The organism is Azospirillum brasilense, from assembly GCF_022023855.1.
Classification (GTDB): domain Bacteria; phylum Pseudomonadota; class Alphaproteobacteria; order Azospirillales; family Azospirillaceae; genus Azospirillum; species Azospirillum brasilense_F.
This window is the reverse complement of the sequence record NZ_CP059449.1, coordinates 2,487,679-2,513,235: the sequence shown is the minus strand read 5'-3', so window position 1 is coordinate 2,513,235 and position 25,557 is coordinate 2,487,679. Positions and strand designations below refer to the sequence as shown.

Genomic DNA, 25,557 nt, shown 5'->3' with positions numbered 1-25,557 from the left:
ACGGGTTCGTGATTGGTGTCTTCGATTCCGGGCATGGCGGTCTGACGGTGCTGCGCGCGCTGGTGGCCGCCGCTCCCGGGCGTCCCTTCGTCTATCTCGGCGACCATGCCGCCGCTCCCTATGGTCCGCGCAGCGAGGAGGACATCTACCGCCTGACGGTCCAGGGGGTGGAGCGGCTGTTCGCCGAGGGCTGCGGGCTGGTCGTGCTGGCCTGCAACACGGCGGCGGCGGTGGCGCTGCGGCGGATGCAGCGGACGTGGCTGCCCGTGGCCCATCCGGGCCGCAACGTGCTGGGCGTCCTGGTGCCGATGGTCGAGGCGATCACCCGTGTGCCCTGGATGCAGGACGGCCCCGCCGCCGACTGGCGTCCGGAGCCGCGGACGGTCGGCGTCTTCGCCACCCCGGCCACGGTCGCGTCGGGCTCCTTCCCGCGTGAGATCGGCAAGCGGGCGCCCGACGTGCGGGTGGTGCAGCAGGCCTGCCCGGACCTCGTCCCGCTGATTGAGCGGGGGGCGGGGGATGCGGAGCTGGCTCCGGCGGTGCGCGGCTATGTGCGGGCGCTGCTGGAGCAACTCGGCGGCCAGCCGCTGGACGCGGCGGTGCTCGGCTGCACCCACTACCCGCTGGTGGCGCATCTGTTCGCGGAGGCGCTGCCGCCGGGGGTGGAGGTGCTGTGTCAGCCCAGTCTGGTCGCCCGCTCGCTGGACAATTACCTGGAGCGCCATCCCGAATACGCCCCGGCCCCGACCGCTGGCGAGGTGGCGGGCGCCCTTCGTTTCTTCACCACGGGAGCGGCGGAACCGGTCGGCGCCCTCGCTGGACGTTTCTTCGGCCGGCCCACACCCTTCGAACGGCTTTCTCCATGACCGACACGCTCCGCCGCGCCACCCGAGTCCACGCCCGCGGCCATTGGCCCGCCGAGCGCGAGGCCGGCACGGTGACCCTCGCCTTCGACGACCGCCATCGGCGGCGCATGGTGATGACGGACGATGCGGGGGCCGACTTCCTGCTGGACCTGCCGCGCGCGGTCGCGCTCGACCATGGCGACGGGCTGGAACTGGGCGAAGGCGCCTTCCTGCGCGTGGTCGCCGCCGACGAGGATTTGATGGAGGTGCGCTGCGGCGGCGGGACGGAGGGCTTCGCCCGCATCGCCTGGCACCTCGGCAACCGCCACCTGCCGGTGCAGATCGTCGGTGAGACCATCCGCCTGCGCCGCGACCATGTGATCGAGGACATGCTGAAAGGGCTGGGGGCGAGCGTCGCGGCCATCCACGCGCCCTTCGCGCCGGAGGGCGGAGCGTACTCGGGGCAGGGGCATGGCCATTCGCACGGGCACGGCCATGACCATGGGCATGATCACGACCACGATCATGGTCATTCGCATTCCAACGGCCACGCGCATGGGCATTCCCACGGGCATTCGCATGACTGAGGGCGCTTGCCCCCACCCTAACCCTCCCCCGCTGGGCGGGGGAGGGAATCTGGCCCTCCCCTGCGCAGCGGGGGGATGGGGGTCAGTCTCGGCCGCCCACCTCACCAAGCTCCTGGCTTGGCTGTCGCCGTCCTTCCCGGTCGGCGGCTTTTCCTACAGCCACGGCATCGAGGCGGCGGTGGAGCAGGGACTCGTCCGCGACCGGGACACGCTGGCGTGCTGGATGGACGGCATCCTGCGCCACGGCGCCGGGCGGACCGACGGCATGCTTTTCATTGCCGCCCACCGCGCTGTGCTGGCGGGCGACGAGGCGGGCTTCGCCTGGGCGGTCGAGCGCGCCGACGCCATGCGCGCCTCCTCGGAAACCGCGCTGGAGAGCCGCGCGCAGGGGCAGGCCTTCCTGATCGCCGTGCGCGCTGCTTGGCCGCTGGAGGGGATGGAGCGCTGGGACCGGGTGATCGCCGATACCGGCCGTCCGGTCGCCTACGCCGTCGCGGTGGCGCTGGCTGCCGCGTCGATCGGCGTGCCGGAAGGCCCCGCCCTGTCGGCCTATCTGCATGCCTTCGCCGCCAACCTCGTCTCCGCCGGGGTGCGGCTGGTGCCGCTGGGGCAGACGGACGGGCAGAAGGCCCTGGCGGCGCTCGATTCCGTGGTGCACTCTGCGGCGGAGGCCGCGCTGGCCGCCCCGCTCGACGATCTGGGCAGCCGCGCCATGGCCGTCGATTGGACCTCCATGATCCACGAAACCCAATACACGAGGTTGTTCCGCTCATGACCGCCCCGATTTCCAAGAGCCATGGTGGCCCCCTGCGCGTGGGCATCGGCGGGCCGGTCGGCTCCGGCAAGACGGCGCTGACCGACGCGCTGTGCAAGCGCATGCGCGACGATTGGGAGGTCGCGGCAATCACCAACGACATCTACACCAAGGAGGACGCCGAATTCCTCACCCGCTCCGGCGCGCTGAAGCCGGACCGGATCATGGGGGTGGAGACCGGCGGCTGCCCGCACACGGCGATCCGTGAGGACGCCTCGATCAACCTCGCCGCCGTCGACGAGATGAACCGCAAGTTCCCGAACCTCGACCTGATCTTCGTGGAATCGGGCGGGGACAATCTGGCGGCCACCTTCTCGCCGGAACTGGCCGACCTGACCATCTACGTCATCGACGTGTCGGCGGGCGACAAGATCCCGCGCAAGGGCGGGCCGGGCATCACCCGGTCGGACCTTCTGGTCATCAACAAGATCGACCTCGCCCCGCTGGTCGGCGCCAGCCTGGAGGTGATGGACCGCGACGCCAAGAAGATGCGCGGCGACCGGCCTTTCGTCTTCACCAACATCAAGACGGGGCAGGGGGTGGACGCGGTCCAGTCCTTCATCGTTCAGCGGGGCGGGTTGCCGCTTCCGGGCTGATCACTTCGCAGAAGAAGCATTCTCGGAACCTCCGTCTTGGCCGTGCTGTTTTCCCCGCGTGAGACGCACACGCACGGAAACCAAGCCGGAGGCACCCACGATGAAACGCCTGCTCCTCAGCGCCGCCATGATCGCGGGGGCGCTCGGGCCTTGGCCGGCACTCGCCGAGACCTGCCCGGAGGGGGTGAACCGGCTGGGCCAGCGCATCGGCGCGCTGGAGGCCGCCGGCAACCAGACTCCCGCCTCCATCAGCCCGCAGGAGATCGGTCAGCTCCGCGCCCTGCGCCAGACCGCCGAGCGCGCCGGGCAGCGGGGCGGCGAGCCGGCCTGCCAGACCATCCTGGGCGAGGCCGACGCCTTGCTGCGCTCGGTCGAGCATCCGCGCGTGGTCGCCGCCGACGACCTGTCGAAGGCCAAGCTGCACAACGCCAGCGGCGAGGAGATGGGCTCCATTTCCGAACTGGTGGTCGATCCGAACACCGGGCGCGTCGCCTACGCCGTGGTCGAAGCCGGTGGGTTCCTCGGTCTGGGCGAGCGCAACTTCCCGGTTCCCTGGGCATTGGTCCAGCCGGCGCAGGCCGGTGACGGCTATGTCCTGAACGTCACCAAAGACCGGCTGACCGCGGCGCCGCAGTTCACCCGCTCCAACCGCCCGGACATGTCGGACCGGCAATGGGCGGTGGCGCTGCACACCTATTACGGGGTCCAGCCCTATTGGATGCGCGACGGTGCGGCCCTCGCCGCGGTTGGTATGCCGGAGGGCGGTGCCGCGGGATCGCCGCAGCTTCAGTCGGAGGTGCAGCGCCTCTCCCAGGAGGTGGACCGGCTGAACCGCGAGCTGTCGCAGGCCCGCACGCTGGCCGATACGGCCCGCAAGCCCGATGGGACGGCGCAGCCGGGCTCGTCCGGTTCGACCGGCGCCGCGCCGGCGCCGGGGCAGGGCGGGTCCACGCCGCCCGCCCCGCAGCAGTGACCATAGAAAAAGATCGAGGAGAGCAGCGATGGCGATGACGAGCCAGAAGGGCATGGGCAGCCGCGACGCGGCCCTGCCGGACGATCTCGAACGCATGATCAACGTCGGGCACACCGAACGCTTGGTGTCGCTGGTCGGCGGCGGGCTTCTCGCCGTGCTCGGGCTGCGCCGCCCGACCGTTGGTGGGGCGGCGCTGGCTCTGGCCGGAGGCGCCCTGGTCGCCCGCGGTCTGACCGGCTATTGCCCGGCCAAGGCGATGATGGAGGATTGGGGCGGCCATCACGACGGGGCGGGCACCCCTGCCGAGGATGTGGATCAGGGTGTCCACCGGTACTCGCGCCATCCCGGCGACATCTACGACGACGCCGACGAGAAGGAGAAGGTGGACGAGGCGTCGATGGAATCCTTCCCGGCCAGCGATCCGCCGTCTTTCACGCCCGGCGCCGTTTGATCGTCTCCGGTTCCATAGAAGCCGGTCCTGCGAAAAGGCCCCTCCGAAAGGTGGGGCCTTTGTTTTTGTTGCGGTCCTCGGTATGAATACGCAAGAAAGAGGTATGGACTACCGCTGCGGACTTCGCGTCTTCGCTGTGTGAAGGCTGTGTTACGGATAAACAAAGCGATAATGTCGGATATATTGCGACTTTAACAAGTTGCCTATGACCTTCGATTGCATTATGGTGCGTTGCACAATTCGAGTGATCCGATCTGGCGCACTCTGAATCCGGCCACCTTGCAATCCGGGAAAGCCAGCCTATGACCACGATCATCCCCGCCGCCGCCACTCTTGAAGGCAAGAAGGGCCTCGTGCTCGGCATCGCCAACGATCAGTCGATCGCGTGGGGCTGCGCCCGCGCCTTCCGCGCTCTGGGCGCGGATCTCGCGGTCAGCTACCTCAACGACAAGGCGAAGCGCTTCGTCGAGCCGCTGGCCCAGCAGCTCGAAGCGGAGATCTTCGAACCGGTGGACGTCACCGGCGAGGGTGAGCTGAAGGCCATCTTCGAGAAGATCGAGCAGAAGTGGGGCAAGCTGGACTTCGCGCTGCATTCCATCGCCTTCGCTCCGAAGGACGACCTGCACGGCCGTGTCGTCGATTGCTCGCGCGAAGGTTTCCAGATGGCGATGGACGTGTCCTGCCACTCCTTCATCCGCATGGCCCGCTACGCGGAGCCGCTGATGAAGGACGGCGGTTCGCTGTTCACCATGTCCTATTTCGGCGCGAACCGCGTGATCGACAATTACGGCGTCATGGGTCCGGTGAAGGCCGCCCTGGAAGCCAGCGTGCGCTATCTGGCGGCGGAACTGGGCCCAAAAGGCATCCGCGTCCACGCCATTTCCCCGGGTCCGATCAAGACCCGCGCCGCCTCCGGCATCGCCCATTTCGACGAGCTGATGGAGAAGGCCGCGGAACGCGCGCCGGAGCAGCGCCTCGTCACCATCGAAGAGGTCGGCTACACCACCGCCTTCCTGGCGACGGACGGGGCCAAGGGCATCACTGGCAGCACCACCTATGTGGATTGCGGCTATTCGATCGTCGGCTGATCGGACGGTGATTGGCAGGTAAGTTGGGGCGGCTGATCGTCGCCTCATCTTCATAGAGTCGATGTGAAGGCAGGCGGAAACATGACGTTTCCCCTGCCTTTTCACGTCTTTGTTTTGGTGCGGCAAAATGCCATGTGACGATCGTATGCGTTCGTTTTGTAGAAAATGCGCCCATAATGCAGGCAAAGGCCGCTGGTCGCGGAGTCGGCGGTAACAAGGGGCGCGGCGTCTGGTATTTACGGTTCCTTGACGGTTTGCGCACCTTGATCTTCAGTTGCGCAGATACGGCGCGCTTCCCTTCAATGCGGTGGCTTTCGGCGGAATTGCCCGGTGGCCGCGGAAGACAGGGTGCGGAGGGTTCATGAGTGTCATTACGTGGAGGCGGCAGCTCAGCGTCGGCCAGCCGTCCATCGACGAAGATCACAAGCACCTGATCGAGTATCTGAACGAACTGGACGCCGCGTTGAATTCGCGCAGCTTCATGCCGGTGCGCGTTGCCAAGATCCTCATGAAACTGCTGGAATACACCCAGCAGCATTTCGCCCGCGAAGAAAAGATCATGCAGGCCGTGCATTACCCGAAGTTCGAGGAGCATGTCCGCCAGCATCACGAGGCGGTGCGGACGCTGAGCGAACTATCCGCGGTCTTCACACGGGACCCGACGCATCAGAACGCCGAGCGGATCTACACCTTCACCGCGAACTGGTTGGTCCACCACATCATCATGCAGGACACGCAGCTGACGCCCTATGTGCGGGGCGTCTGGGTCTGAGGGCAGCGCCGGAGCGTTACAGGAAAGCGCTGCGCCGCCGGCCGGCGGCGTTCTCCCACGCCCACTCGACGACAAGGCTCAGCAACCGCTCCAGCGTCGGGCGCAGCTGACGCGCCGACTCCTCGCGGAAGCCGAAGGGAGCCTCTTCGTCCATGTAGGTGAGCTGCGACAGTTCGAGCTGGATCGAATGGATGTTGTCGGCGGGATTGCCGTAGCGGCGGGTGATGAAGCCGCCATTGAACCGCCCGTTCTGCACCGAGGAGAAACGCCCGGTCGCGGTGAGCACGTTCATCACACGGCCGACCAGTGCCGGCGAGGCGCTGGTCCCCTCCGCCGTGCCCAGGCTGAAGTCCTGGATCTGCCCGTCGAAGAAGCGCGGCACGCGTGATCGGATGGAATGGGCGTCGAACAGCACCGCCACGCCGAAGCGTTCCTTCAGCGCCTGAAGCTCGCCGTTGAGCTGCTCGTGATAGGGGCGCCAATAGGCGCCGATCCGCCGCCGCACCTCCGCCGCGTCCGGCTCCTGTCCCGGGTGGTAGACCGGCTGGTGATCGAAGGTGGTGAGGGGACAGAGTTCGGTGCTGCTGGCGCCGGGGGCGGGAAGGGCGCTGTCGGGATCGCGGTTGAGGTCGATCACATAGCGCGAGAGGATGGGCTTCAGGAAGCCGATGCCCAGCGCCGGGGCGAAGTGATAGAGCCGGTCGAGATGCCAGTCGGTGTCGGGCATCGCCAGGGCGGAGTCGGTCATGGTGGCCGCGATGTCCGGCGGCACGACGGTGCCGACATGCGGGATGCTGAGCAGGACGGGGGTTTCCCCCGGCTGGAAGCGGAACGTCTCCATGCCAACACCCTTTGTTTCCTGGCCCGATTCATCAAGCCATTCGTGCAACAACGGTTTGATGCGCCGCAGCATGATCGGAACTATGCGGCGCAACCGGCATGGCGGTCAAATCCTATTGCGTATTTGTTATAAAGGCTTCAACGGGTTGTGGCGGCCCGGGCCGCCGCAACCGCCTTACGCTTCCAGATCCCCCTCGCTTTCCTCCGCCACATGGTCGACCATGTCCGACAGGACGCGCCGGATATGCTCGTCGGTGATCAAGTAGAAGACGCGGTTGCCGCGCCGTTCCGCCTGGATCAGCCGTCCCGCCCGCAGCAGGCGGAGGTGATGGCTGACCAGGGATGGCGACAGGCCCAGCGCCGCCGCCATGTCGCCGACCGAGGTCGACGTGTCCAGGCAGGCCAGGATGATGCGCAGCCGGCTGGGGTCGCTCATCAGGCGGAACATGTCGGCCAGTTCGGTGGTCTGGTCTTCGGACAGGCGGAGATGCGCCGGCTTGTCCTTCGGTGCTGACCCTTTTTGCATGCCGCGTTGATTCCCGCTCGTAAGGTTTTTATCGGTGGTTGCCGCTCTTACAAAGTATAGGTCGGCGGCCGCGTCAATCCCATAGGTCGGCGAAGCGGTGCCCGAAGTCGCCGGGCGGCGGCATCTTACGTATGGCCTATCGCTCGCCTGTTGACCTTGGGCGAGGGCTCGGGAACAATTCGGCCACAAGCACGACGGTCTGGGGCAAGGCCGCACAGAATGCCTTCAACGATCCAATGAACGGGATCGAAGAACGGTCGAACGAACGACCGAAACGGGCAGGATCGAGGGGGAGGAAGCCATGACGTCGCGCCGACAGGTTCTGCTGCCGCTTGCGCTGGCCCCGGTGGCCGGCTGGGCGATCTGGGCCACCAACGCCAGCGAACCCATGCATCCCGCCGGACCGTTCCATCTGCCGCTGGACGACACCACGGCTTTGTGGCGGGATCTGGTGCAGGTCCGCATGGAGGGGCCAGCCGCCAATCCGGTCTTTCCGACCCGCGTCAAGGCGCTGGAGGGAAAGCTGGTGACGGTCCGCGGCTTCATGGTGCCGCTGAGCGACGCGTCGTCCCACAACCGCTTCATCCTCGCTGCCAATCCCATCTCCTGTCCGGCCTGCCACCGGCCCACCCCTTCCACCATGCTGCACGTCCACAGCCAGATCCCGGTCCGCGAATCGCAGGCGCCGGTGCTGATGACCGGCACGTTGCGGCTGAACCCTCTGGAGGGGTTGTTCTATCGCCTCGATCGGGCTGAGTTGCGCTACGCCTGATCGTTGCGGTTCCGATCGGTTGTTCCTTTTTTCGACGAGTCGTGAAATCCTGACACCTGTTCGAGCAGGGTGGGTGACGGGAAACGCGTGGCCGGAAGGGATGTGGCTTTGTGGCGTACCGCCGGGTTGTTCCTGGCGCTCGTCCTCTACGGCCTGCTGAGCGCGCCGGCACCGGCAGAGATCCGCCCGGCGGAGGCGGCAATTGGCGCGCTGCTGGTGCTGGGTGTCGGGGTGCTGCGCCCCCTGTACGTGGCGACGGGCCAGACGTTGCTGGAGCGTGGTTCGCCTCCGTGGGAGATGCCTGCGGTCCTGGCGCTGGCGGTGCTTTTGTGGTGTCCGCTGATGCGCGGCGTGTGGCTGGACTGGGCGCCGGGCGACATGGTGCGCGACGTGGTCCCACTTCTTTATCTGTTCCTCCCGGTGTTGCTGGTGCCGATGCTGCGCGCCGCTCCCGACCGTGCGGTCGGCCTTCTGGCCGGCGGTCTTGCGGTGGCCGGTGTGGGGTTCGCGTTGCGTTGGTGGAAGCAGGCGGACTGGGGTTTCGGCGCCGTCGGCTTGCGGGCGATGGCGGATGGCGGCGTCTATCTGCTGAACGCGCCATCGGTCCTGTTCGCCGCGATTGCGCTGCCGGCCTTCGGAATCGGAATGCTGACGCAGGGCGGGTGGCTGTGGCGTGCCGCCGGTGTGGCTTCGATTCTGGGCGGCCTGTTGTGTCTGGTGGCGCTGGCCGGAGCGGTGCACCGCATGGCGTTGGGGCTTGCCGCCGTGGCCTTCGCAGCTCTGGGGCTGTGGTGGTTGCGTCGGGCACCCTTGGCTGGGTTGGGCGTGGCGGTGGCGGCGCTGCTGTCGGTGGCGCTGTTTCCCGAGACTTTGTTCGGCGCTCTGGGGCAGGCGGCTGAGAAAACCCGGCTGGCCGGGGCCAACACCCGGTGGGAAGAGGCGGAGGCCGCCCTCGGGCAGGCCCTGTCATCTCCGGCCGCCTTCCTGTTCGGGCAGGGGTGGGGGGCGCTCCTCGCCAATCCTGCGGTCGGTGGATGGCGCGTGTCCTACACCCACACGCTCGTGACCTATGCCCTGGCCAAGACCGGGGTGATCGGCCTGTGCGCCCTGATTGCCTATCTCGGCGGACTTGCTCCGCGTGTGCTGGCGCTCCTCCGTTCCGATCCTGCGCTCGGCTGTGCGGTGTCGGCGCCGCTGCTGATGGCGCTTGGGGCGCACACCAGTTTCAAATACCTCGACACCGGCCTTTTGCTCACCTTGGCCGTTCTGGCGGCGGAGCGCGGGAAGCGGTTGCCGCCGCGCTGAAGGAAATGCATACTTATGCGTGTTGAGAAATTGCAGAAATCCCTTTTTCGTGGACTCTCCATCCATCCTGTTCGTCAATCGTGTGTTTCCTCCGGACAAGGGGGCGACCGGGCGTTGCATGTCCGACTTGGCGGGGCGGATGGCGGCAATGGGCTGGCGGGTCACCGTCGTCGCGGACGGGTGCGGACCCAGCGATGCGCCGCCGGGTGTCGCCGTTCGCCGCACCGGTGGGGATGCGCCCCGTGCTGAACGGGCGGTGCCCAGAGACCCGCGACTGACCGCCCGCGGTTATCTCGCCGCCGCGGTTCGGCTGATTCAGCGGGCGTTGCGCCTGCCGCGGCACGACGTCGTGGTGACCATGACCGATCCGCCCCTGTTGGGCTGCGCCGGTCCGCTGATTGCCGCCCGACATGGCGCGGCGTCCCTTCATTGGAGCCAGGATGTGTTTCCGGCACTGTTGCCGGTGCTCGGCATCCACTTGCCGGAACCGCTGATGCGGATGACGGAGCGGGCGAGTGCTCGGGCGCTTCGCAGCCACGACGCGGTGGTCGCCATCGGGCGCTGCATGGCGGGACGGCTGGCGGCGGCGGGGGTGCCGGCGGAGCGGATCACCGTCCTGCCGAACTGGTCCGATCCGCGCATCCGGCCGGTGCCGCGCGCGGACAACCCGTTCCGGCGGGAGCATGGGCTGGGCGGCTGTTTCACCGTGGCCTATTCCGGAAACATGGGGCTGGCCCATCCGATGGATCCTCTGCTGGATGCGGCGACTCTGCTGGCGCGCAGCGATCCCGGCATTGCGATTCTGTTGATCGGGGAGGGGCGGCGGCGGGCCGCCGTGGCGGAGGCGGTGGAACGGCGCGGGCTGACGAACGTCCGGTTGCTTCCGCTCCAGCCGCCGGACCGTCTGGCCGAAAGCCTGTCCGCGGCCGATCTGCATCTGGCGACCATGGATCCGCTGGCCGAAGGGCTGCTGGTGCCCAGCAAGGTGGCCGGCGCGCTGGCGGCCGGCCGGCCTTGCCTGTTTCTGGGGCCGGCGGGCAGCGATGCGGCGGCCATGCTGGAGGGCTGCGGGCAAAGGTTGGCGCCGGACGACGTGACGGGGCTGGCCGCCGCGATCCGCCGTTATGCCGGCGACCCGCTGTTGTGTGCGGCGCACGGGGCACGCGCGCTGACCGTCGCATCGGCTTGGGACGCCACGGCGGCGGCCCGGCGATTCGCGTCGCTGGCCGAGATGCTGCGCCAGACGAGGCTGCGCGGCGCGTCCGTTCTGCCCGGGCGGGGCCTCCCCCATGCCTGATGGAATGCCGCTGCGCCGCTCCCCGTTGGAGGCCGAAAGGGTGGAATCGGGACTGCGGCTGCGGCGGTTCCTGCGGACGTTGCGGGAGGGCTGGCCGATTCTGCTCGTTGGGACGGTTTTGGGTGTGGTGGCGTCCGTGACTGCCTTGCGGCTGGTGGTTCCGCAATACACCGCTGTGATGGTGATCGGGCCGACCGCGCGCGTCGGTGCGGCGGCCATGGGGGCGCGGTTGCCCGTTCTGATCGGCCGGGAAACCGCGGCCGCCGCGTCGGAACCCGGTCCGGGGGACGAAATCCTCTCGGATTTCGCGCGTTACCTCCAACTGTTCACCTCCATTCCGGTGGCGGAGCGGATGATGGCGGATCCGCTGCTGCTGCGTGGTCTGTTTCCCGACCGTTGGGATGGGGAGGCGGAGGCCTGGCGCCCCGCGCCCGGTCCCATGGCGTCCGCCAAGCGGATGTTCCTGGCGCTGGTCGGCCGGTCGGACTGGGTGGAACCCGACGCGGAGCGGGTGGCGAGCGCCCTTCAGGACCGGCTCACCGTTGACATGGTGGGCAGCGGGCCGATGCGGCGGCTGCGCCTTCGCGACGCCGACCGCGCCATGGCGCTGCGGATTCTGTCCGCCGCCGCCCAGGCGACCGACGCCCATCTGCGGGCGGAGGCGTCCCGGCGCAGCGCCGCCCAGATCGCCCACGCGCGTGCCCGTCTGGCCGGGATCACCGTGGCGGAACACCGGCAGGCCCTTGCCAACTTGCTGTCGGAGCAGGAACGGATCGCCATGATGATCGAGGTCGATCTGCCGCTGGCAGCGGACGCCATCGAACCGCCCGCCGCGGCGCAGCGCCCGGATTGGCCGAATCCCCTGCGCGTGGTTCCCATGGCGGCGTTGGTGGGGCTACTGGCCGGGGCGATCACCGTCAGCCTGCGGCGCCTGTGGCGGGCCGGGGGAGAGGCGGTTCCATGATCCCCGTGTCGGTCGTGGTGATGACCCGCAACGAGGCGGTCAACCTTCCCCTCTGCCTGTCCGCACTGGGGAGTTTCGCCGAGCGCTTCGTGGTGGACAGCGGCAGCACCGACGGAACGCCGGCCATCGCCGAGGCGGCGGGCGCACGGGTCGTGCCCTTCCGGTGGGACGGGCGATATCCGAAGAAGAAGCAATGGTGCCTGGACCAACTGCCGTTCCGTCAGGACTGGGTCCTGTTTGTTGATGCGGACGAGCGACTCGGCGGCGCGCTGGTGGAGGAGATCGCGGCGCTCATGAGCGCGGGGCCGCGGCATGCCGGCTACTTCATCGATGGCCATCCGGTGTTTCTTGGCCGGCGCCTGCGCTTCGGCGCGCGCAACCGGAAACTCGTCCTGTTTGACCGCCGGAAGGCGCACTTTCCGACTGTGCCCGACCTCGACGTTGCCACCATGTGGGAGGTCGAGGGCCATTATCAGCCGGTGATCGCCGGCACCGTCGGACGGCTGGGCCACAGCCTGACCCATTCCGACGACAAACCGATTGCGGCGTGGTTCGACCGGCACGCCCGTTACGCCGATTGGGAGGCGGCGCTGCGGACGGATGGACGGATGGCGGACCTGATTCGGCGGGAATCCGGCGCGCGCCGTTGGCTGAAGGCTTGGTTCGGCGTGGTGCCGGCGCGCCCGCTCCTGGTCTTTCTGTATGGGTATGTTTGGCGTTTGGGGTTCCTGGACGGCGGTCCGGGATTCCAACACGCGCTGGCGCGGGCCTTCTACTATTGGCAGATCGGCCTGAAGATCGCGGACGCGAGGCGGCGTGCCGGGCCTCCCGCGTCCACCGATGACTGAGGGTCGAACGACGGTGCCGTGCCTTACACCGCTTCGTCCAGGGCGCGCTCGCCGCCGAGGGCCTTGAGAAGGTCGAAGGTGCGCTTGCGCACGGAGGAGTCCTCGATGCGGTAATAGGCCCGGACCAGTTCCAGGGTTTCACGACGGGCCATCGACTCGAACTCTTCTGTTTCGGACGGCGGAACGTCGGGCGACGGGGTGGCGATGTGCTCCGGCGACGGCATGTCCTCGAAGAAGTAGCTGACCGGGACGCCCAGAACCTGCGACAGGTTGAACAGGCGGCTGGCGCTGATGCGGTTGGACCCGCGCTCGTACTTCTGGAGCTGCTGGAAGGTGATCCCGACCGCCTCGCCCAGCTTCTCCTGGCTCAGACCGAGCAGAGTGCGGCGCAGCCGAAGCCGGGCGCCGACATGAATGTCGATGGGGTTGGGACCCTCGCCACGGCGTGACAGTGTGTGGGCGGGCGATAGCTTGGATTTCGTGGCACTCATAATAGACCCTCAGTATGGAGGTGGTCGTCGCCACCAGGGAAATTGGTTAGTTAGGAAAGTAAATTCTATGCAACTTTTCGTGCGCATCAACAGCTAGATGCGTGAAACAGTCGTCAAAGCTTATGAAAGAAACGATCGTTCATTTGATGAGAAACGATATTTCGCGTAAAGCCATGGAATTGTCTGGCGCAAGGTAATGGCAAGCCATTGTAATCCCCATATTGTTGCGTTGGCCGTTCGGCCCAGCCCAAGCAGCTCGCGGCGGATGATTGCTTGCTCCCGCCGGCCACGCGCCGGTTCCTGCCGGGACCGTCCGCCGGGGGCAAAAATGCATACCGAAAGTGGCAAGCGGTGGGCCGGGTCCCCTCGCTTGAGGACCGTCAAGGTGAACGCATAGTCGGCGGCCAGCGCGTGCCGCAGATCGAATCGGACACCGGGCATGGCAGCCATTCGGTAGACCATGGCTTGGTGATGCGTGAACATGCCCAGCAAGGCGCGGCGGTGCGAGCGCGCCGGCTTCACGACCAGCCTCCCGCCGGGAAGCTCCTCCAGCGCGTCCCCATAGAACAGGGCAGCATCCGGACGCGCGGCCAGGATGGGGATAAGCCGCTCCAGAACCCGACCGTCGGCCAGCCGGTCGCCGGCGTTGAGGAACAGGATGTGGCTGCACGGAGAGGCGCAGGAGGGGGGCCGCTCGGCAATGGCATCCAGCGCGACGTTCATGGCGTCATACAGACCGTGGTCGGGCGACGAGCGCCACCAAGCCGCCTCGTCCCCATGGCGGGCCAACCATGCGGCCGTCCCGTCCGTGGAAGCGCCATCCGCCACGAACCAGTCGTAGGCCGCCACGGTCTGGGCGCGCAGGCTGGCGTGGGTGGCGAGCAGGCCGGGCAGGTCGTCGCGGACCACGGTGACCACGGCCAACCGGACCGTTCCCGCTTCACCCGTCACTCGGAGATCACCGCGATCGCCGCCGCCGAGATGGCGAGCTGGCCGAGGATGGTGCCCATGTTCTTGGAGAACTCCATCAGATCGAACGGCTTCGGGTCGCGCGGCACCACGATGGACGAGCCGGGCGGGATCGCCGTAACGGTGTGGTTCCAGGAGGAGAGGGACAGCGGCTGCGCCCGCCCGTCCGGCAGAACCAGGAAGATGCGGGCGTCGTCGGCGTTGCGGCTCGCACCGCCCGCCTCCTGGAGATAGGCTTCGGCGGTCTTGCCGCTGACGAACTGCGCGGCGGTTGGATGAAGCACCTCGCCGGTGACGGTCACGGTGAGGGGGCGTTTCGGAATCAGGATGCGGTCGTCCGGCTCCAGCAGCACGTCCAGTTCGGGCCGCTGGCGCAGCACCAGTGGGTCGGCCTCGACGACGATGCGGCCCAGCGGCTCCACCCCGCGCAGCTGGGTCGCGAGCTGCCGGGCCAGCCCGACCACGTCCGAGCGCGCAGCCTCGCCCTTCTCGACCTCCTGCACCATCCAGCGTTCCAGGTCGCGGGCCTGCTGGTCGAACCAGGCGCGCTCGCGCTTGCGCTCGCTGTCGCGCAGGAAACTGGTCCCGGCAGGATAGGCTTCCTCCGTCAGGCCGCCGGCCCGGTCGATCAGCGACGACAGCGTCTCGCCGCGCGCGACGTCGTAAGCGCCGGGGCGGCGCACTGCGCCGGAAATGGTGACCGCTCGCGCCTCCAGTGCCTGGGGTTTGGGATTGACGCGCAGGCTGTCGCCCGGATACAGCGCCGTCCGGGCCGTCGCACCGTCGCGGAGGTCCAGGCGGCGGCGCTGGCCGGTGGTGGTGGTGATTTCCAGGCTGGCGAGATCGGCGGTCGCGGCGGGGCCGCCGGCGGTTGCCAGAAGGGCCTCGACGGTCGCCGTCTCCGCCACGGGATAAGTGCCGGGTGTTCGCACGGCACCCCGCACCTGCACCCCGCGTTCCCTTACCAGCCCCGCGATGTCGCCGGGAAGCGGCGGTTTGGCGTTGGGCGGTTCGGCGCCCGGTGGTTCGGTGTCGGGTGGTTCGGCATCAGGTGGTCCGGTGTTGGCCGGGGGCGTCTCGGGCTTGCGTTCCTTGTCCGGGGAACTGGTCAGCGCACGGGCCTCGGCGGTGGAGAGCAGGCGTACCCGATCACCGTCGGAGAGGGCGCGGTTGGCCTGTCCGGAAGTCACCTCCTGTGGCGAGAAGGGAATCAGTCGATGGGCGAGGGTGCGGCGGTCGAAGCGCTCGATCACGCCCAGCAGGGGATAGACGTCCCGCTTCAGCGCATCGCCGCCGGTCAAGGCGTCACGCAGCGTGGCGCCCCCGGCCAGAGGGCGGACGCCGGGGCGGCGGGCATGGCCGGTCAACTCGTAGACAGGCTCGTCGGGTTCCACAATGCTCCCCGCCGCCACCGGGCGGTGTTGCGATGCTCCGCCGAAGGGGGGCGCGTAGGCGCCGGACTCCGGCCCGCCCGCGGCGAGCGCCAGCTCCGCGGCGCTGCCCCGTCCGTTGGAGGGGTAGAAGCCGGGGCGGGGGACGCCGCCCATCAGCAGGGTGGAATGCTCCAGCGCGAAGACGAGCAGGTCGGGAACGGCTTCGAACAAGGGCGGGCAGGGGCCGCGTCCGCCGGTCAGCCGCGCCGCCGCCCGCGCCTGCGGACCGCTGGCAAGCGGCCCGTCCGGCTGCGCCGTCAGTGCGCGGGCCAGCACCACAAGGCTGCGGCACGCGTCCGAGGCCGGCTCGCGCGCGCCGCGCAGCAGCTCCAGCACCGGTTCGGAGGTCAGGAAGTCCACATCGTCCGCGCCCAGCACGTAAAGGACGTCGCCCTCGGCAAGGGGGCGGCGGTCACGGCCGCCGAGCACGGCTCCCAAATCGACCGGTCGCAGGACGCGCGTGCGGTTGCCCGGATGAACGGAGGCGAGCACGGCAAAGGGAAGATAGGGCGCCGGTCCGAGATCGGCCGCGGAAACCAGAGCCCCGATGCTTGGGGTCCGCTCCAACGCCCGGGCTCCGGGGCGCAGGACATGGCCGTCCAGCCGCAGGTCGCCCCGCCGATCCTCCCGGCGGGGTGCCAGAAGCAGCAGGTCGCCGTCGCCCAGCTGGGTGGCGTCCGCGTCGGACAGCTCCTCCGCCCGTTCCTCTCCGTCCGGACCGATGGCGTAGCGAAGCGCCCGATGCGCGCCGGGCCGCAGAAGGCCTCCCGCCATCTCCCGCGCCACGGCGATCGGCAGGCGGTTCTCGCCGGGGGGAAGCTCATAGACGCCGGGACGTTTCAGCGGCCCGGCCAGCGCCACCGTGGGACCGAGCGGCGGCACGAAGACGCGGTCGCCGTCGCGCAACCGAATGCCCGCGTTCGCGCCGTCCCCGGTCATGAACAGGTCGTACAGGTCGATGGGCAACCCGGTCGAAGGGGCGTTTGCCGCGGCGTGCGCATGAAACAGGTGGATGCGGCGGAGCGAGCCGCCACGTGTGACACCGCCGGCGCCGGTCAACGCGTCGATCAGCGTGGCGAAGGCACTAATCTCCTGACGGCCCGGACGAGCCACGGCGCCGGTCACCAGGACGCCGATCCGCCGGATTTCCGTCACCGAGACGTACACCTCGGTGTTCGGAAAGGAGGCCGTCACCGCGTCGGCCAGCTGGGCGCGCAATTCCGCAAGGGTCAGTCCCTGGGCCACGACGGGCCGTACGTCGTCGACGGTCAGCAGCCCCGCCCCGTCGATGAGGTGGCGCTTGCTGGAGGATTTCTGGCCACGCAGGGACACCAGAAGTTCGTCGCCCGGACCCAGCGTGTAGTCCGCTTGCACGCCGCCCGATCCGCCGCGCGGCGGGGCCTCGCCGAACTGGTCGTAGCCGAACTGGAGAAGGAGGGAGCCCGCCCGCTCGCTGTAGGCGGCCTCGATCGGTGACAGGGAATCCGGGCCGGGAGCGGGACGGCTGGCGCCGGCGCGCGGCGGCGGGATCGCCTGGGAGGAGGGTGCCGTATTGCGGGCGTGGAGCACGGGGGATGCCGGCTCCGCGGCCGACACGGCGAGCGCCCAGACCGTCAGCGCCGACAACGACACCAAAAGGGCGAGGATTCTGCGCGCGGAGTCACACATTGATGGTGCTGGCACCGTGGTCCGATTCCGTTTTGGCCGTCAAAGTCGGATACAATGAACACTAATGCGTGCATATCTTAGAAAAGGCAACGGCCAAGCTGCGTTGCCGCGCCGCCATGCTGCGTGTAGACTGGTGAGCATCGCGTGGAGCGCGCAGGAGCCGCGGCCCATGGTTGCCGGTGTATCGACCAGTGGCGTTTTTGGCGTGCCGCTCCTGCGGCCCGGCCAAGTGGCGCGTGACCGGACCCCGGACGGTGCCCAGGCCGCAGATCACGACACCGTCCGGACAAGCGCGGTCCAGCCCGGCACACTGACCGACGATCAGCAGCGGCAGGTCCAGGAACTCAAGCGCATCGATGCCAGCGTCCGCCAGCACGAGGCGGCGCATCAGGCGGCGGGCGGCCCTCACGCGGGCGGTGCCTCCTTCACCTTCACTCGCGGGCCGGACGGCAAGAACTACGCGACCGCCGGCGAAGTGCAGGTGGACGTCGGCGCGGAGAGTGATCCCGAAGCCACCGTGCGCAAGATGGACACGGTCAAGGCGGCGGCTTTGGCGCCATCAGACCCCTCGGCACAGGACCTTCGCGTCGCCCAGCAGGCCGATGCCGCGAAAATGCAGGCGCAGCAGGAATTGCGGCGGAAGGGTTCGGAGCCAGGCGCGCGGAGCGACGGTTCACTCGACGGGCAGGACAGCGGAGATGACGGTGCGAGGCCAAGCGACACCGCCGCGCCGGCCTTGGCGGCGCGTGGCGCGGCGGCATATGCGTCGGCCTTCGGCATTGGCCAGAGGAGCGGCACCGCCGGCATCACGGTGTGATGCCGGGCGGCCCGGTTCCGGGTTTCAGCGGCGGACGGGGGACTCGCCGTCAAGGGTCAGCAGCGGGCCGTAAAGCTCCGGCCGGCGGTCGCGGAAGATGCCCCAGGACGCGCGCTGCGCGGCAATGCGGTCGAGATCGAAGCTGGCGGTCAGGACCGTCTCGCTATCGCGGTCGGCCTGCGTAACCAACTCCCCGGTCGGTCCGGCGATGAAGGAGGAGCCGTAGAAGGTTATCCCGCAGGTTTCACCCTCTTCCCGCCCGATGCGATTGGAGGCGACCAGGGGCATCAGGTTGGCTCCGGCATGGCCCTGCATGACCCGCGTCCAGTGGGCTTGGCTGTCCAACGCGCCGTCCTGCGGCTCGGACCCGATGGCGGTGGGGTAGAACAGGATCTCTGCCCCCTTCAGCGCCATGGCGCGGGCCGATTCCGGGAACCACTGGTCCCAGCAGATCGCGCAGCCGATGGCGGCGTAGCGGGTCTTGTAGACCTGAAAGCCGGTGTCGCCGGGGTTGAAATAGTATTTTTCCTGATAGCCCGGACCATCCGGGATGTGGGATTTGCGGTAGACGCCCAGGACCGTGCCGTCCGCATCGATCATCGCCAGGGAATTGTAATAGGCGTTCCGCGCCCGCTCGAAGAAGCTGGTGGGGATGACCACGGAGAGTTCACGGGCGAGCGCGCTCATCCGCGCGATCACGGGGTGATCCTCGACCGGGTGGGCGAGGGCGAACAAATCCTGCTTCTGGTCCTTGCAGAAATAAGGCGTTTCGAACAATTCCTGCGGCAGGATGATTTGGGCGCCGCGCGCCGCCGCGTCGCGCACGAGGCGCTCGACGCCATTCACATTGGCGTCGCGGTCCCAGCCGCAGGCCATCTGGGTCGCCGCGACGGTGACGGTGCGTCCGGTGGTGGGGCGCATAAGCTGGTGCTCCTGTGCTCTTGCGTGTGCTGTGCCGTGTTAGTGGGCGGATGGCCAAGCGTGCAACCCAAACTCCGCCCTGTCACAAACGTTTCAGAGTCATTCGCGTTTTAAGGCCGGCAGGTTTCCAGGCCGGGCACCGCCGCCCTTGCCGCGTGTGGGGCGTAGAACTCGGCAGTCATACGCATAAATATGAAAACGTCGAAGAAAGATCGCGCTGCGGTTATAAGACATATTGTTGCATGCATGAGAAATTTAAATCCGCAATTGTTTTGCGATTTTTCCGAGAGCAGATATGATCGGGCAAGTTGATTTCGTCCGCTGCGCCGCACCACGGCCTGACGGACGTCTGCCGAGAGATCGTCGTCATGGTTGGGCGTTTCAAGAGACAGGAACCCATCGTCGCTGAGCCGCAAGGGGAGGATGCCGACGCGCTCCCCCCCTCCGTCATGACCTTGCCGCGCGCCGTGCGGGAGGTGCATCGCGCCATCGCGCGTGCGCTGCAGATCCGCATCGCCGACCACGGCGTCAGCATGGGGCAGTGGTATTTTCTTCGCGCCCTGTGGGAGGAGGACGGGCTGACCCAGCGCGAATTGAGCCAGCGGGTCGGCATGATGGAACCCACCACGGTGACGGCGCTGAACAACCTGGAGCGCTGCGATCTCGTCCAGCGGGTGCGCAACCCCCACGACCGCCGCAAGGTGAACATCTACCTGACGCCGAAGGGAAAGGCGTTGCGCGCCGACATCCTTCCGGGTGCGGAGGAGATCGAGGAAGCCGCCATCCAGGGCATCTCGCCGCGCGAACTGGAACTGACCGTCAGCGTGCTGCGCCGGGTGTCTGCCAATCTCGGCGGATTGCCCCCCGTCGGCGGAGACGACGATCTGGGGTAGGCGCGGCGGCAACCGAACAGGGCGCGACCCAACGAGTCCGGAGCCGATCGTTCCGGTCAGTCGTCCGGATCGGGGGGCGGCGGCAGGCTGGCTCCGGTCAGGTTGGCGCCGGTGAAGCGTGCGTCGCGGATGTTCGCGTCGCTGAGAATCGCCCCGGTCAGGTCGGCGCTGGAGAAGTCGCAGCCGGCCAGATTAGCTCCGCGCATGTTGGTGCGGATGCAGGAGGCTCCCGTGAAGTTGCTGCCGGTCAGGTTGGCCGCCCATAGCCGCCCGGTCGGCCGTCCGTCCGGACCTTTGATATCGACCCAGCCGATGCCCGCCCCGTCGAACCGGGCACCGGACAGGTTGGTGCCGCGAAGGGTTGCCCCGTCGAGGATGGCGCCGCTGAAGTCGCTGTCGGTCAAGTCGGCGGTGGAGATGTCGCACATGATGAGCAGCGAATCGCGCATCTTGGCGCCGACCAGCCGCACGCCGCGCAGATTGGCGCCGGACAAGTTCACGCCGTGGAGGTCGATGTGCGACAGGTCCGCCCCGCTGAGGTCGGCGCGCGATCCCATGGCGCCGTTGGTGTTGATCCAGGTGTAATGATTGTGAAGCGCTTCCTGGATCTGGATCGAGAAATTCTCGGCGGAGCGCGCCATGTTGGCACCGGTGGTGTCCGCCCCGGCAAGGTCGGCCCCTTCCATTTTCGCGCCCTGGAGGTCGGCGTTGCGCAGGTTGGCGCCGGCCAGAACCGCACCGTTCAGGTTGGCATCGCGCAGGATGGCGCCCTGGAGGTTGACGCCGGACAGATTGCAGCCGCGCAGGTCAGCGCGGGCAAGATTGCAGTTCTTCATGGTGGAGCGCATCAGCGTCGCCCCGGCCATCAGCGCACCTTCGCAGTCCGCCCCATTCATCGACACGTCGGTCAGGTCGGCGCCGGACAGGTTGGCGTTCGACATCATCGCGTCGTCCATGTCGCTGCCGGACAGGTCGGACCGTACGAAGTCCAGGCCCTTGCTGCCGTTGGCCCCATTCCCGCCGTAGAGCAGAGCGCCGCCACGCAGGTCGGCTTCCTTCAGAATCGCCCGCTTCAGCTTGGCGCCGCGCATATGGGCGCCGCGCAGATCCGCCCGGTAGAGGTTGCAGCCGGTCAGGTCGGCCTTGGTCAGATGGGCGGCGAACAGGTCGGCGTGGCTGAGATTCGCGTTGGACAGGTCGCAATGGGCCATGTTGGCCCCGGAGAGCTTGCCCTGCGTCAGTTCCACCCCGGCGAGGTTCGATCCCTCAAGGTTGGTCATGGTCAGGTTGGCGCGATTGCCGCCCGACCGGTTCTTCAGCCAACGCTCGTGCTTTTCCAGCACGGCGACCAACTCATGTGGCGTCATGACCCCGTCCGACAATCGGCCCGTTCCCGGCGCAGCGCAGGGGGATGGGCGCGGTTACTCCAGCGCGTTAGCAGTGTCATAAGATAATCTCGTTTAATTGTTAACATGCTGTTCCGTTGCCGGACGCGATGCGACGCCGGACCGGTGCGGTGTGGCGAAGAAACAAGGGAAAGAGGCTCGGAATGACTGGCGGACATACGGTGGCGGCCTTCGACGCCGAACTGGCGCGCCTGCACCAGATCGTCGTGACCATGGGGCGGCTCGTGGAGGAGCAGTTCGCCGCCGCGCTGGAGGCCATTGCGGAGCGTGACGCCGGCAAGGCCGCGCAGGTGATCGAGGCCGACGCCGAGATCGACCGGCTGGAACTTGAGCTGGAAGCGCTGAGCGTGCGGTTGCTGGCGCTGCGTCAGCCGATGGCGAAGGATTTGCGCGACATCGTATCGGCGCTCAAGATCGCCTCGAACCTGGAACGCATGGGCGATTTCGCGAGTTCCGTCGCCAAGCGCGCGGTCACGTTGGCGGGCCTGCCGGTGGAACCGCCCGTTGCCTCGCTGTCCTGGATGGGTGAGACGGTGCTCGGCATGATCCGCGACGTGGTGGCCGCCTATGACGGTCAGGATGCCGAGCGCGCGATGGCCGTCCGCAATCGGGATGGGCAGGTGGATGCGGCCTACACCAGCCTGTTCCGCGAATTTCTGACCTACATGATGGAGTCGCCGGCACAGATCACCGGCTGCACCCATCTGCTGTTCGTGGCGAAGTCCATCGAGCGGGCCGGAGACCACGCCACGAACGTGGCCGAAAACATCTGCTACATCGTTCAGGGACGCTTGCCGTCCGAGGAACGGGCCAAGGGCGACCTCAGCAGCTACACGGTGGTGGAGAAGGAATAACGCGCGCCTGGGGGAAGAGAACCCTTGGGCCCTGGAGCCTCAATGCTTGGGGCGCCAGCCGCTGCCGTCCGGTTCGTAACGCCGCCGGACCGCAGCCCAGGCGACCTTATGGGCCAGCAGCTCGCGCTGCATGGCGTGGCGAGCCTCCGGCGACCGGCAGCCCTGCCAAGTGTGATTGAAGGCCGACCGATAAATGTCCTGAGCGGGCAACGGCAGGCATCGCTTCACCGATTCGGGCAGCTCGGCGTTTCTGCGGAAGGTCATGGGGCGTTCCTCCGGCTTATGATTGCTTTGTTGCACTCATTATAGCCGCTATTCCACTGGAGTCCGTAGGGCTTTTTCCTGCGGCGTTGGAGGTAGGCGGTGCTTCGGACGGCCTAGACCGAAGGTCCGGGGGGCATGAAAAAAGCCCTTCCCCAATCGGTGGGGAAGGGCTTTTCAACAACTCAAGCAGCGTTGCGAAGACCCGTTCTGATGGCCCTGACTTACGGCGTGCGGCGTGCTGTGCGATGCGCCGGGATCGGAATGGGCCGGATCGCCTGCTCTTCGCGACGGCTGGCCGACATGTCGATCTCGATGCGGGCCAAGGCCTTGCGCAACTCGTGCACCGCTTCCGACAACGTCTGGATCGACGCTTCGCCCGGCTGTTGGCGCCAGCCGCGGTAGGCGTTCAGGCAGCCGCGCGCGGTGTCGCGCAGCCGCGCTTCGACGGCATCGACCGGCGGAGGGTTGGTCCCGGCGGGGGGGCTTCCATCCGCCGCAGCGGGCTGGGAGGCGGGCTGGGGAGCGGAGGGTGCCGCCGTCGGCTGGACCGGAGCGGGCTGGCGAGCCGGCTGCGGCTCCGGACGGTTGAGACGCAGCGTCTCGGTCTGAGCCGGAGCGGACGGCTGGGCCGGGGTGGGCTGGGGAGCCGCTGCCGCCGGAGGAGACGCCGGAGCCGGGGTCTGAGGGGCCTCGACCGGGGCGGGGGCTGCGGCGCGGCGCGGTGGCTTGACCGGTGCCGGAGCTTCCGAAGCGACAACCGGAGCGGGTGACGGCTCTTCCGCCATCGCGTCGCCGGCCGGCGCTTCCGCCGCGTCGTCGGCGGCCGCGCCTTCCTCAACGACCGGCGCGTCCTTCTCGCCGGCCGCCTCGGCCTTGCGGATGATGTAGGAAATGGCGCTCGGCGTGCATTCGAATTCACGCGCGATTGCCGACAGGGTTGCGCCGGAACGGTAACGCTCAAGAATCTGCGGCCACGCCGACTGGGGGATTCGTCCGCGCTTCTTCGGAGCCTCCGGTTCGGACCCGGTTTCTGCGTTCATTATGTCGCTCGGTTGCCAAAGTGAATTTTGAGTCATGCGTACGCTGCTTGGGCCGTATCGCGCGCCTTCTGACGCCGCGGCACGCGGGCGCGTGCACGAGCATCACGTCAGGAGCCGTTTTTGCGTGCGATGTTGTCGGTACGGATGAATATCGGGAACTTGATGGGAAAATGCCAGAAGAACTTTGCGCCGCATGGAAAAATTGCGCTTAGGCTGGTTGCCGGAGCCTTAGTCCGAAGGCTGGATTGCCTTGTGGTTGCTGTTTGCGCGAAGCGCATAGGAACATCCGCTGACGAGAATTTTAAAAACTGTATTTCATGAATCGGTCGTGCAGGGACCGGTTGCAAAGGGGTTTGAAAAACCACGGCGGTCCGGAATGCGTTGCGGAGCGTTCTGTTGACATGAAGCGCCCATCGCAAGGCGCGCGCTGTCCGACTGGCGGAGTTTCTTTCATGCCGCATTCCATCGATCGATTCCGGCCCTTGTCCGGCTCCGTCCCGCGCCAAGCCGGATTGATGTCCGGATTGACGTCTGGATCCGCATCACGATTGGCGGCGTCCGCGCCCGCGGGTCTTGTCGCCGTCCTTCTCGTCCTGGCGACTCCGGCGTTTGCGCAGGATGCGGGGGGAGCACCTCCGGCCCCGGCGACGCCGCCGCTGGCGTCCGCCCTGCCGCCCAACGCACCCCCGACCTTCGCCAATCTGGCGGAGAAGCAGTTGGACGCGGTGGTTTTCATATCCACGACGCAGACGCCGCCACAAGGTGGTCCGCAGGCGGGACCGCGCGGACCGGAAGTTCCCGGCTTTCCGCCCGGTTCACCTTTCGAAGAGTTCTTTCGCGAGTTTCGCGACCGCCAGCGCGGCCAGCCGCAACAGCAGCAGGCGCCGCGCCCGACGGCAGCGTTGGGTTCCGGCTTCATCATCGACCCGGCGGGCTTCGTCGTCACCAACAGCCATGTGGTGTCCGAAGCGACGGAGATTTCCGTCACCATGCACGACGGCACGAAATTGCCGGCGAAGCTCGTCGGCGTGGACGGGCCGACCGACCTTGCCGTTTTGAAAGTGGAGAGCAAGAAGCCGCTGGTCTTCGCCCCCTGGGGCGACAGCGAGGCGTTGCGGGTCGGTGACTGGGTGGTCGCCATCGGCAACCCCTTCGGCCTCGGCGGGTCGGTGACCGCGGGAATCCTCTCCGCACGGCAGCGGGACATCCAGCAGGGACCGTACGACGACTATCTGCAGACCGACGCTTCGATCAACCGGGGCAATTCCGGTGGGCCGCTCTACAACCTCAACGGTGAGGTGATCGGCATCAACACGGCCATCTATTCGCCGACCGGCGGCTCGGTGGGCATCGGTTTCGCCATTCCGTCCTCCGTCGCGCGGCCGGTCGTCGAGCAGTTGCGCGACCATGGGCAGGTGCGCCGCGGCTGGCTGGGCGTCCAGGTGCAGAGCGTGACACCCGACATCGCCGAAAGCCTGGGCATGCAGGAGCCGGCGGGTGCTCTGGTGACCAGCGTGTCGCCGGAAGGCCCGGCGGGGAAGGGCGGCGTCCGGCAGGGCGACGTCATCACCCGCTTCAACGGTGAGTCCATCGAGCAGATGCGCGAACTGCCGCGCGTCGTCGCCGCCACCAAGATCGGGTCGGCCGTGCCGCTGGAACTGGTGCGCGAGGGCAAGGCCGAAACCCTGACCGTGACGGTGGGCGAACTGGAGCCGCAGGAGCAGGTTGCCATGTCCGGGTCGAGCGGAGCGCCGCGCCCGGAAACGACGGTCGACAGCAAGCAGGTCCTCGGGCTGACCCTGTCGCAACTGACCCCCGGCCTGCGCGACAGCTTCTCCATCAATCCCGACGTCGAGGGCGTGGTGGTGACCGAGGTCGGCGATGCCAGCGCCGCCAGCGAGCGCGGCATCGAGGCCGGCGACGTCATCGTGGAAGCCGGGCAGGAGCCGGTGAAGACGCCGGAGGACCTGAACCGTCTGGTCGACGACGCGCGCAGCCAGGGCCGCAAGACCGTGCTGATGCTGCTCAGCCGCGACGGCGACCTGCGCTACGTGCCGATGCCCATCGAAGACCGCAAGGGCTGAGGGCGGCCAGGGGCTGTCCCAACCTTTTCCTCTACCGTT

26 protein-coding genes are annotated in these 25,557 nt (G+C 67.8%); 17 read left to right on the top strand and 9 right to left on the bottom strand.

The genetic code is table 11. The annotated features are described in order from the left end of the window. Nucleotides 1–8: 8 nt before the first annotated feature. From murI to H1Q64_RS11945, 8 genes are all read left to right on the top strand, one after another. The gene (murI, locus tag H1Q64_RS11980) at nt 9–866 is read left to right on the top strand and encodes a glutamate racemase (RefSeq protein WP_237903664.1); all 858 of its coding nucleotides are present in this window, start codon (nt 9–11) and stop codon (nt 864–866) included. Beyond that, on the top strand, nt 863–1,432 hold the full coding sequence (locus H1Q64_RS11975; protein ID WP_237903663.1) for an urease accessory protein UreE: 570 nt from the start codon (nt 863–865) through the stop codon (nt 1,430–1,432). Before murI ends, H1Q64_RS11975 begins: the two co-directional genes overlap by 4 nt. Continuing rightward, nucleotides 1,341–2,207, top strand: coding sequence for an urease accessory protein UreF (locus tag H1Q64_RS11970; RefSeq protein ID WP_237904941.1), 867 nt, complete (start codon nt 1,341–1,343; stop codon nt 2,205–2,207). The genes H1Q64_RS11975 and H1Q64_RS11970 overlap by 92 nt, the downstream gene beginning before the upstream one ends. Then, the gene (ureG, locus tag H1Q64_RS11965; protein WP_014240314.1) at nt 2,204–2,842 is read left to right on the top strand and encodes an urease accessory protein UreG; all 639 of its coding nucleotides are present in this window, start codon (nt 2,204–2,206) and stop codon (nt 2,840–2,842) included. The genes H1Q64_RS11970 and ureG overlap by 4 nt, the downstream gene beginning before the upstream one ends. Nucleotides 2,843–2,942: 100 nt before the next feature. Then, nucleotides 2,943–3,815: a PRC-barrel domain-containing protein gene (locus tag H1Q64_RS11960; RefSeq protein ID WP_237903662.1), complete on the top strand. Its 873-nt coding sequence runs from the start codon at nt 2,943–2,945 to the stop codon at nt 3,813–3,815. 28 nt (nt 3,816–3,843) lie between these two features. After that, nucleotides 3,844–4,266, top strand: a complete 423-nt coding sequence (locus tag H1Q64_RS11955; protein ID WP_237903661.1) for a YgaP-like transmembrane domain — start codon at nt 3,844–3,846, stop codon at nt 4,264–4,266. A gap of 302 nt (nt 4,267–4,568) precedes the next feature. Continuing rightward, nucleotides 4,569–5,354: an enoyl-ACP reductase FabI gene (gene fabI, locus H1Q64_RS11950; protein WP_014240318.1), complete on the top strand. Its 786-nt coding sequence runs from the start codon at nt 4,569–4,571 to the stop codon at nt 5,352–5,354. A gap of 361 nt (nt 5,355–5,715) precedes the next feature. Next, complete coding sequence (locus H1Q64_RS11945) at nt 5,716–6,126, top strand: bacteriohemerythrin (protein WP_237903660.1); 411 nt, start codon at nt 5,716–5,718, stop codon at nt 6,124–6,126. A 16-nt stretch (nt 6,127–6,142) separates the two neighbouring features. On the opposite strand, the gene hutG is transcribed toward H1Q64_RS11945, so the two are convergent. Then, on the bottom strand, nt 6,143–6,967 hold the full coding sequence (gene hutG, locus H1Q64_RS11940) for an N-formylglutamate deformylase (RefSeq protein ID WP_237903659.1): 825 nt from the start codon (nt 6,965–6,967) through the stop codon (nt 6,143–6,145). A gap of 174 nt (nt 6,968–7,141) precedes the next feature. Next, nucleotides 7,142–7,492, bottom strand: coding sequence for an ArsR/SmtB family transcription factor (locus tag H1Q64_RS11935; protein ID WP_014240322.1), 351 nt, complete (start codon nt 7,490–7,492; stop codon nt 7,142–7,144). Between the two features lie 301 nt (nt 7,493–7,793). Between H1Q64_RS11935 and H1Q64_RS11930 the strand changes: the two genes are divergently transcribed. The 5 genes from H1Q64_RS11930 to H1Q64_RS11910 all read left to right on the top strand — a co-directional run bounded on the left by H1Q64_RS11930 (nt 7,794) and on the right by H1Q64_RS11910 (nt 12,678). Further along, the gene (locus H1Q64_RS11930; RefSeq protein WP_237903658.1) at nt 7,794–8,264 is read left to right on the top strand and encodes a DUF3299 domain-containing protein; all 471 of its coding nucleotides are present in this window, start codon (nt 7,794–7,796) and stop codon (nt 8,262–8,264) included. Between the two features lie 102 nt (nt 8,265–8,366). Next, nucleotides 8,367–9,569, top strand: coding sequence for a hypothetical protein (locus H1Q64_RS11925; protein ID WP_237903657.1), 1,203 nt, complete (start codon nt 8,367–8,369; stop codon nt 9,567–9,569). 49 nt (nt 9,570–9,618) lie between these two features. Next, entirely contained in the window at nt 9,619–10,866 is a 1,248-nt protein-coding gene (locus H1Q64_RS11920; RefSeq protein WP_237903656.1) for a glycosyltransferase family 4 protein, read from the top strand. After that, a complete protein-coding gene (locus H1Q64_RS11915; RefSeq protein WP_237903655.1) occupies nt 10,859–11,830 on the top strand; it encodes a hypothetical protein in 972 nt (323 codons plus the stop codon). Before H1Q64_RS11920 ends, H1Q64_RS11915 begins: the two co-directional genes overlap by 8 nt. Beyond that, nucleotides 11,827–12,678, top strand: a complete 852-nt coding sequence (locus H1Q64_RS11910; protein ID WP_237903654.1) for a glycosyltransferase family 2 protein — start codon at nt 11,827–11,829, stop codon at nt 12,676–12,678. The genes H1Q64_RS11915 and H1Q64_RS11910 overlap by 4 nt, the downstream gene beginning before the upstream one ends. Before the next feature lie 23 nt (nt 12,679–12,701). On the opposite strand, the gene H1Q64_RS11905 is transcribed toward H1Q64_RS11910, so the two are convergent. The 3 genes from H1Q64_RS11905 to H1Q64_RS11895 all read right to left on the bottom strand — a co-directional run bounded on the left by H1Q64_RS11905 (nt 12,702) and on the right by H1Q64_RS11895 (nt 17,203). Beyond that, complete coding sequence (locus tag H1Q64_RS11905) at nt 12,702–13,169, bottom strand: helix-turn-helix domain-containing protein (RefSeq protein WP_014240329.1); 468 nt, start codon at nt 13,167–13,169, stop codon at nt 12,702–12,704. A 120-nt stretch (nt 13,170–13,289) separates the two neighbouring features. Beyond that, entirely contained in the window at nt 13,290–14,087 is a 798-nt protein-coding gene (locus H1Q64_RS11900; RefSeq protein WP_237904940.1) for a colanic acid biosynthesis glycosyl transferase, read from the bottom strand. Between the two features lie 29 nt (nt 14,088–14,116). Continuing rightward, nucleotides 14,117–17,203, bottom strand: coding sequence for an SLBB domain-containing protein (locus tag H1Q64_RS11895; RefSeq protein ID WP_237904939.1), 3,087 nt, complete (start codon nt 17,201–17,203; stop codon nt 14,117–14,119). Between the two features lie 205 nt (nt 17,204–17,408). On the opposite strand from H1Q64_RS11895, the gene H1Q64_RS11890 reads away from it, so the two are divergent. Further along, nucleotides 17,409–18,056: a putative metalloprotease CJM1_0395 family protein gene (locus tag H1Q64_RS11890; RefSeq protein WP_237903653.1), complete on the top strand. Its 648-nt coding sequence runs from the start codon at nt 17,409–17,411 to the stop codon at nt 18,054–18,056. 24 nt (nt 18,057–18,080) lie between these two features. Here H1Q64_RS11890 and aguB read toward each other — a convergent pair whose 3' ends face one another. Further along, nucleotides 18,081–18,977, bottom strand: coding sequence for an N-carbamoylputrescine amidase (aguB, locus tag H1Q64_RS11885; protein ID WP_237903652.1), 897 nt, complete (start codon nt 18,975–18,977; stop codon nt 18,081–18,083). A 368-nt stretch (nt 18,978–19,345) separates the two neighbouring features. Here aguB and H1Q64_RS11880 point away from each other — a divergent pair, with 368 nt between their 5' ends. Next, nucleotides 19,346–19,870, top strand: coding sequence for a MarR family winged helix-turn-helix transcriptional regulator (locus tag H1Q64_RS11880; protein WP_237903651.1), 525 nt, complete (start codon nt 19,346–19,348; stop codon nt 19,868–19,870). Between the two features lie 56 nt (nt 19,871–19,926). On the opposite strand, the gene H1Q64_RS11875 is transcribed toward H1Q64_RS11880, so the two are convergent. Then, the gene (locus H1Q64_RS11875; RefSeq protein ID WP_237903650.1) at nt 19,927–21,237 is read right to left on the bottom strand and encodes a pentapeptide repeat-containing protein; all 1,311 of its coding nucleotides are present in this window, start codon (nt 21,235–21,237) and stop codon (nt 19,927–19,929) included. A gap of 182 nt (nt 21,238–21,419) precedes the next feature. Between H1Q64_RS11875 and phoU the strand changes: the two genes are divergently transcribed. After that, nucleotides 21,420–22,130 carry a phosphate signaling complex protein PhoU gene (gene phoU, locus H1Q64_RS11870; protein ID WP_014240338.1) on the top strand — a complete coding sequence of 237 codons (711 nt, stop codon included), beginning with the start codon at nt 21,420–21,422 and terminating at the stop codon, nt 22,128–22,130. 39 nt (nt 22,131–22,169) lie between these two features. On the opposite strand, the gene H1Q64_RS11865 is transcribed toward phoU, so the two are convergent. After that, nucleotides 22,170–22,394 (bottom strand): ChaB family protein, encoded by a 225-nt coding sequence (locus H1Q64_RS11865; RefSeq protein ID WP_237903649.1) that lies wholly within the window; start codon nt 22,392–22,394, stop codon nt 22,170–22,172. 221 nt (nt 22,395–22,615) lie between these two features. Next, nucleotides 22,616–23,434 carry a helix-turn-helix domain-containing protein gene (locus tag H1Q64_RS11860; protein ID WP_237903648.1) on the bottom strand — a complete coding sequence of 273 codons (819 nt, stop codon included), beginning with the start codon at nt 23,432–23,434 and terminating at the stop codon, nt 22,616–22,618. 548 nt (nt 23,435–23,982) lie between these two features. Here H1Q64_RS11860 and H1Q64_RS11855 point away from each other — a divergent pair. Continuing rightward, a complete protein-coding gene (locus H1Q64_RS11855; protein ID WP_237903647.1) occupies nt 23,983–25,518 on the top strand; it encodes a Do family serine endopeptidase in 1,536 nt (511 codons plus the stop codon). Nucleotides 25,519–25,557 lie beyond the last annotated feature (39 nt).

Coding starts and splice junctions, on each gene's coding strand:
- H1Q64_RS11975 (WP_237903663.1), top strand. CDS start 863: ATGACCGACACGCTCCGCCGCGCCACCCGAGTCCACGCCCGCGGCCAT.
- H1Q64_RS11970 (WP_237904941.1), top strand. CDS start 1,341: ATGACCATGGGCATGATCACGACCACGATCATGGTCATTCGCATTCCA.
- ureG (WP_014240314.1), top strand. CDS start 2,204: ATGACCGCCCCGATTTCCAAGAGCCATGGTGGCCCCCTGCGCGTGGGC.
- H1Q64_RS11960 (WP_237903662.1), top strand. CDS start 2,943: ATGAAACGCCTGCTCCTCAGCGCCGCCATGATCGCGGGGGCGCTCGGG.
- H1Q64_RS11955 (WP_237903661.1), top strand. CDS start 3,844: ATGGCGATGACGAGCCAGAAGGGCATGGGCAGCCGCGACGCGGCCCTG.
- fabI (WP_014240318.1), top strand. CDS start 4,569: ATGACCACGATCATCCCCGCCGCCGCCACTCTTGAAGGCAAGAAGGGC.
- H1Q64_RS11945 (WP_237903660.1), top strand. CDS start 5,716: ATGAGTGTCATTACGTGGAGGCGGCAGCTCAGCGTCGGCCAGCCGTCC.
- hutG (WP_237903659.1), bottom strand. CDS start 6,967: ATGGAGACGTTCCGCTTCCAGCCGGGGGAAACCCCCGTCCTGCTCAGC.
- H1Q64_RS11935 (WP_014240322.1), bottom strand. CDS start 7,492: ATGCAAAAAGGGTCAGCACCGAAGGACAAGCCGGCGCATCTCCGCCTG.
- H1Q64_RS11930 (WP_237903658.1), top strand. CDS start 7,794: ATGACGTCGCGCCGACAGGTTCTGCTGCCGCTTGCGCTGGCCCCGGTG.
- H1Q64_RS11915 (WP_237903655.1), top strand. CDS start 10,859: ATGCCTGATGGAATGCCGCTGCGCCGCTCCCCGTTGGAGGCCGAAAGG.
- H1Q64_RS11910 (WP_237903654.1), top strand. CDS start 11,827: ATGATCCCCGTGTCGGTCGTGGTGATGACCCGCAACGAGGCGGTCAAC.
- H1Q64_RS11905 (WP_014240329.1), bottom strand. CDS start 13,169: ATGAGTGCCACGAAATCCAAGCTATCGCCCGCCCACACACTGTCACGC.
- H1Q64_RS11890 (WP_237903653.1), top strand. CDS start 17,409: ATGGTTGCCGGTGTATCGACCAGTGGCGTTTTTGGCGTGCCGCTCCTG.
- aguB (WP_237903652.1), bottom strand. CDS start 18,977: ATGCGCCCCACCACCGGACGCACCGTCACCGTCGCGGCGACCCAGATG.
- H1Q64_RS11880 (WP_237903651.1), top strand. CDS start 19,346: ATGGTTGGGCGTTTCAAGAGACAGGAACCCATCGTCGCTGAGCCGCAA.
- H1Q64_RS11875 (WP_237903650.1), bottom strand. CDS start 21,237: ATGACGCCACATGAGTTGGTCGCCGTGCTGGAAAAGCACGAGCGTTGG.
- phoU (WP_014240338.1), top strand. CDS start 21,420: ATGACTGGCGGACATACGGTGGCGGCCTTCGACGCCGAACTGGCGCGC.
- H1Q64_RS11865 (WP_237903649.1), bottom strand. CDS start 22,394: ATGACCTTCCGCAGAAACGCCGAGCTGCCCGAATCGGTGAAGCGATGC.
- H1Q64_RS11860 (WP_237903648.1), bottom strand. CDS start 23,434: ATGAACGCAGAAACCGGGTCCGAACCGGAGGCTCCGAAGAAGCGCGGA.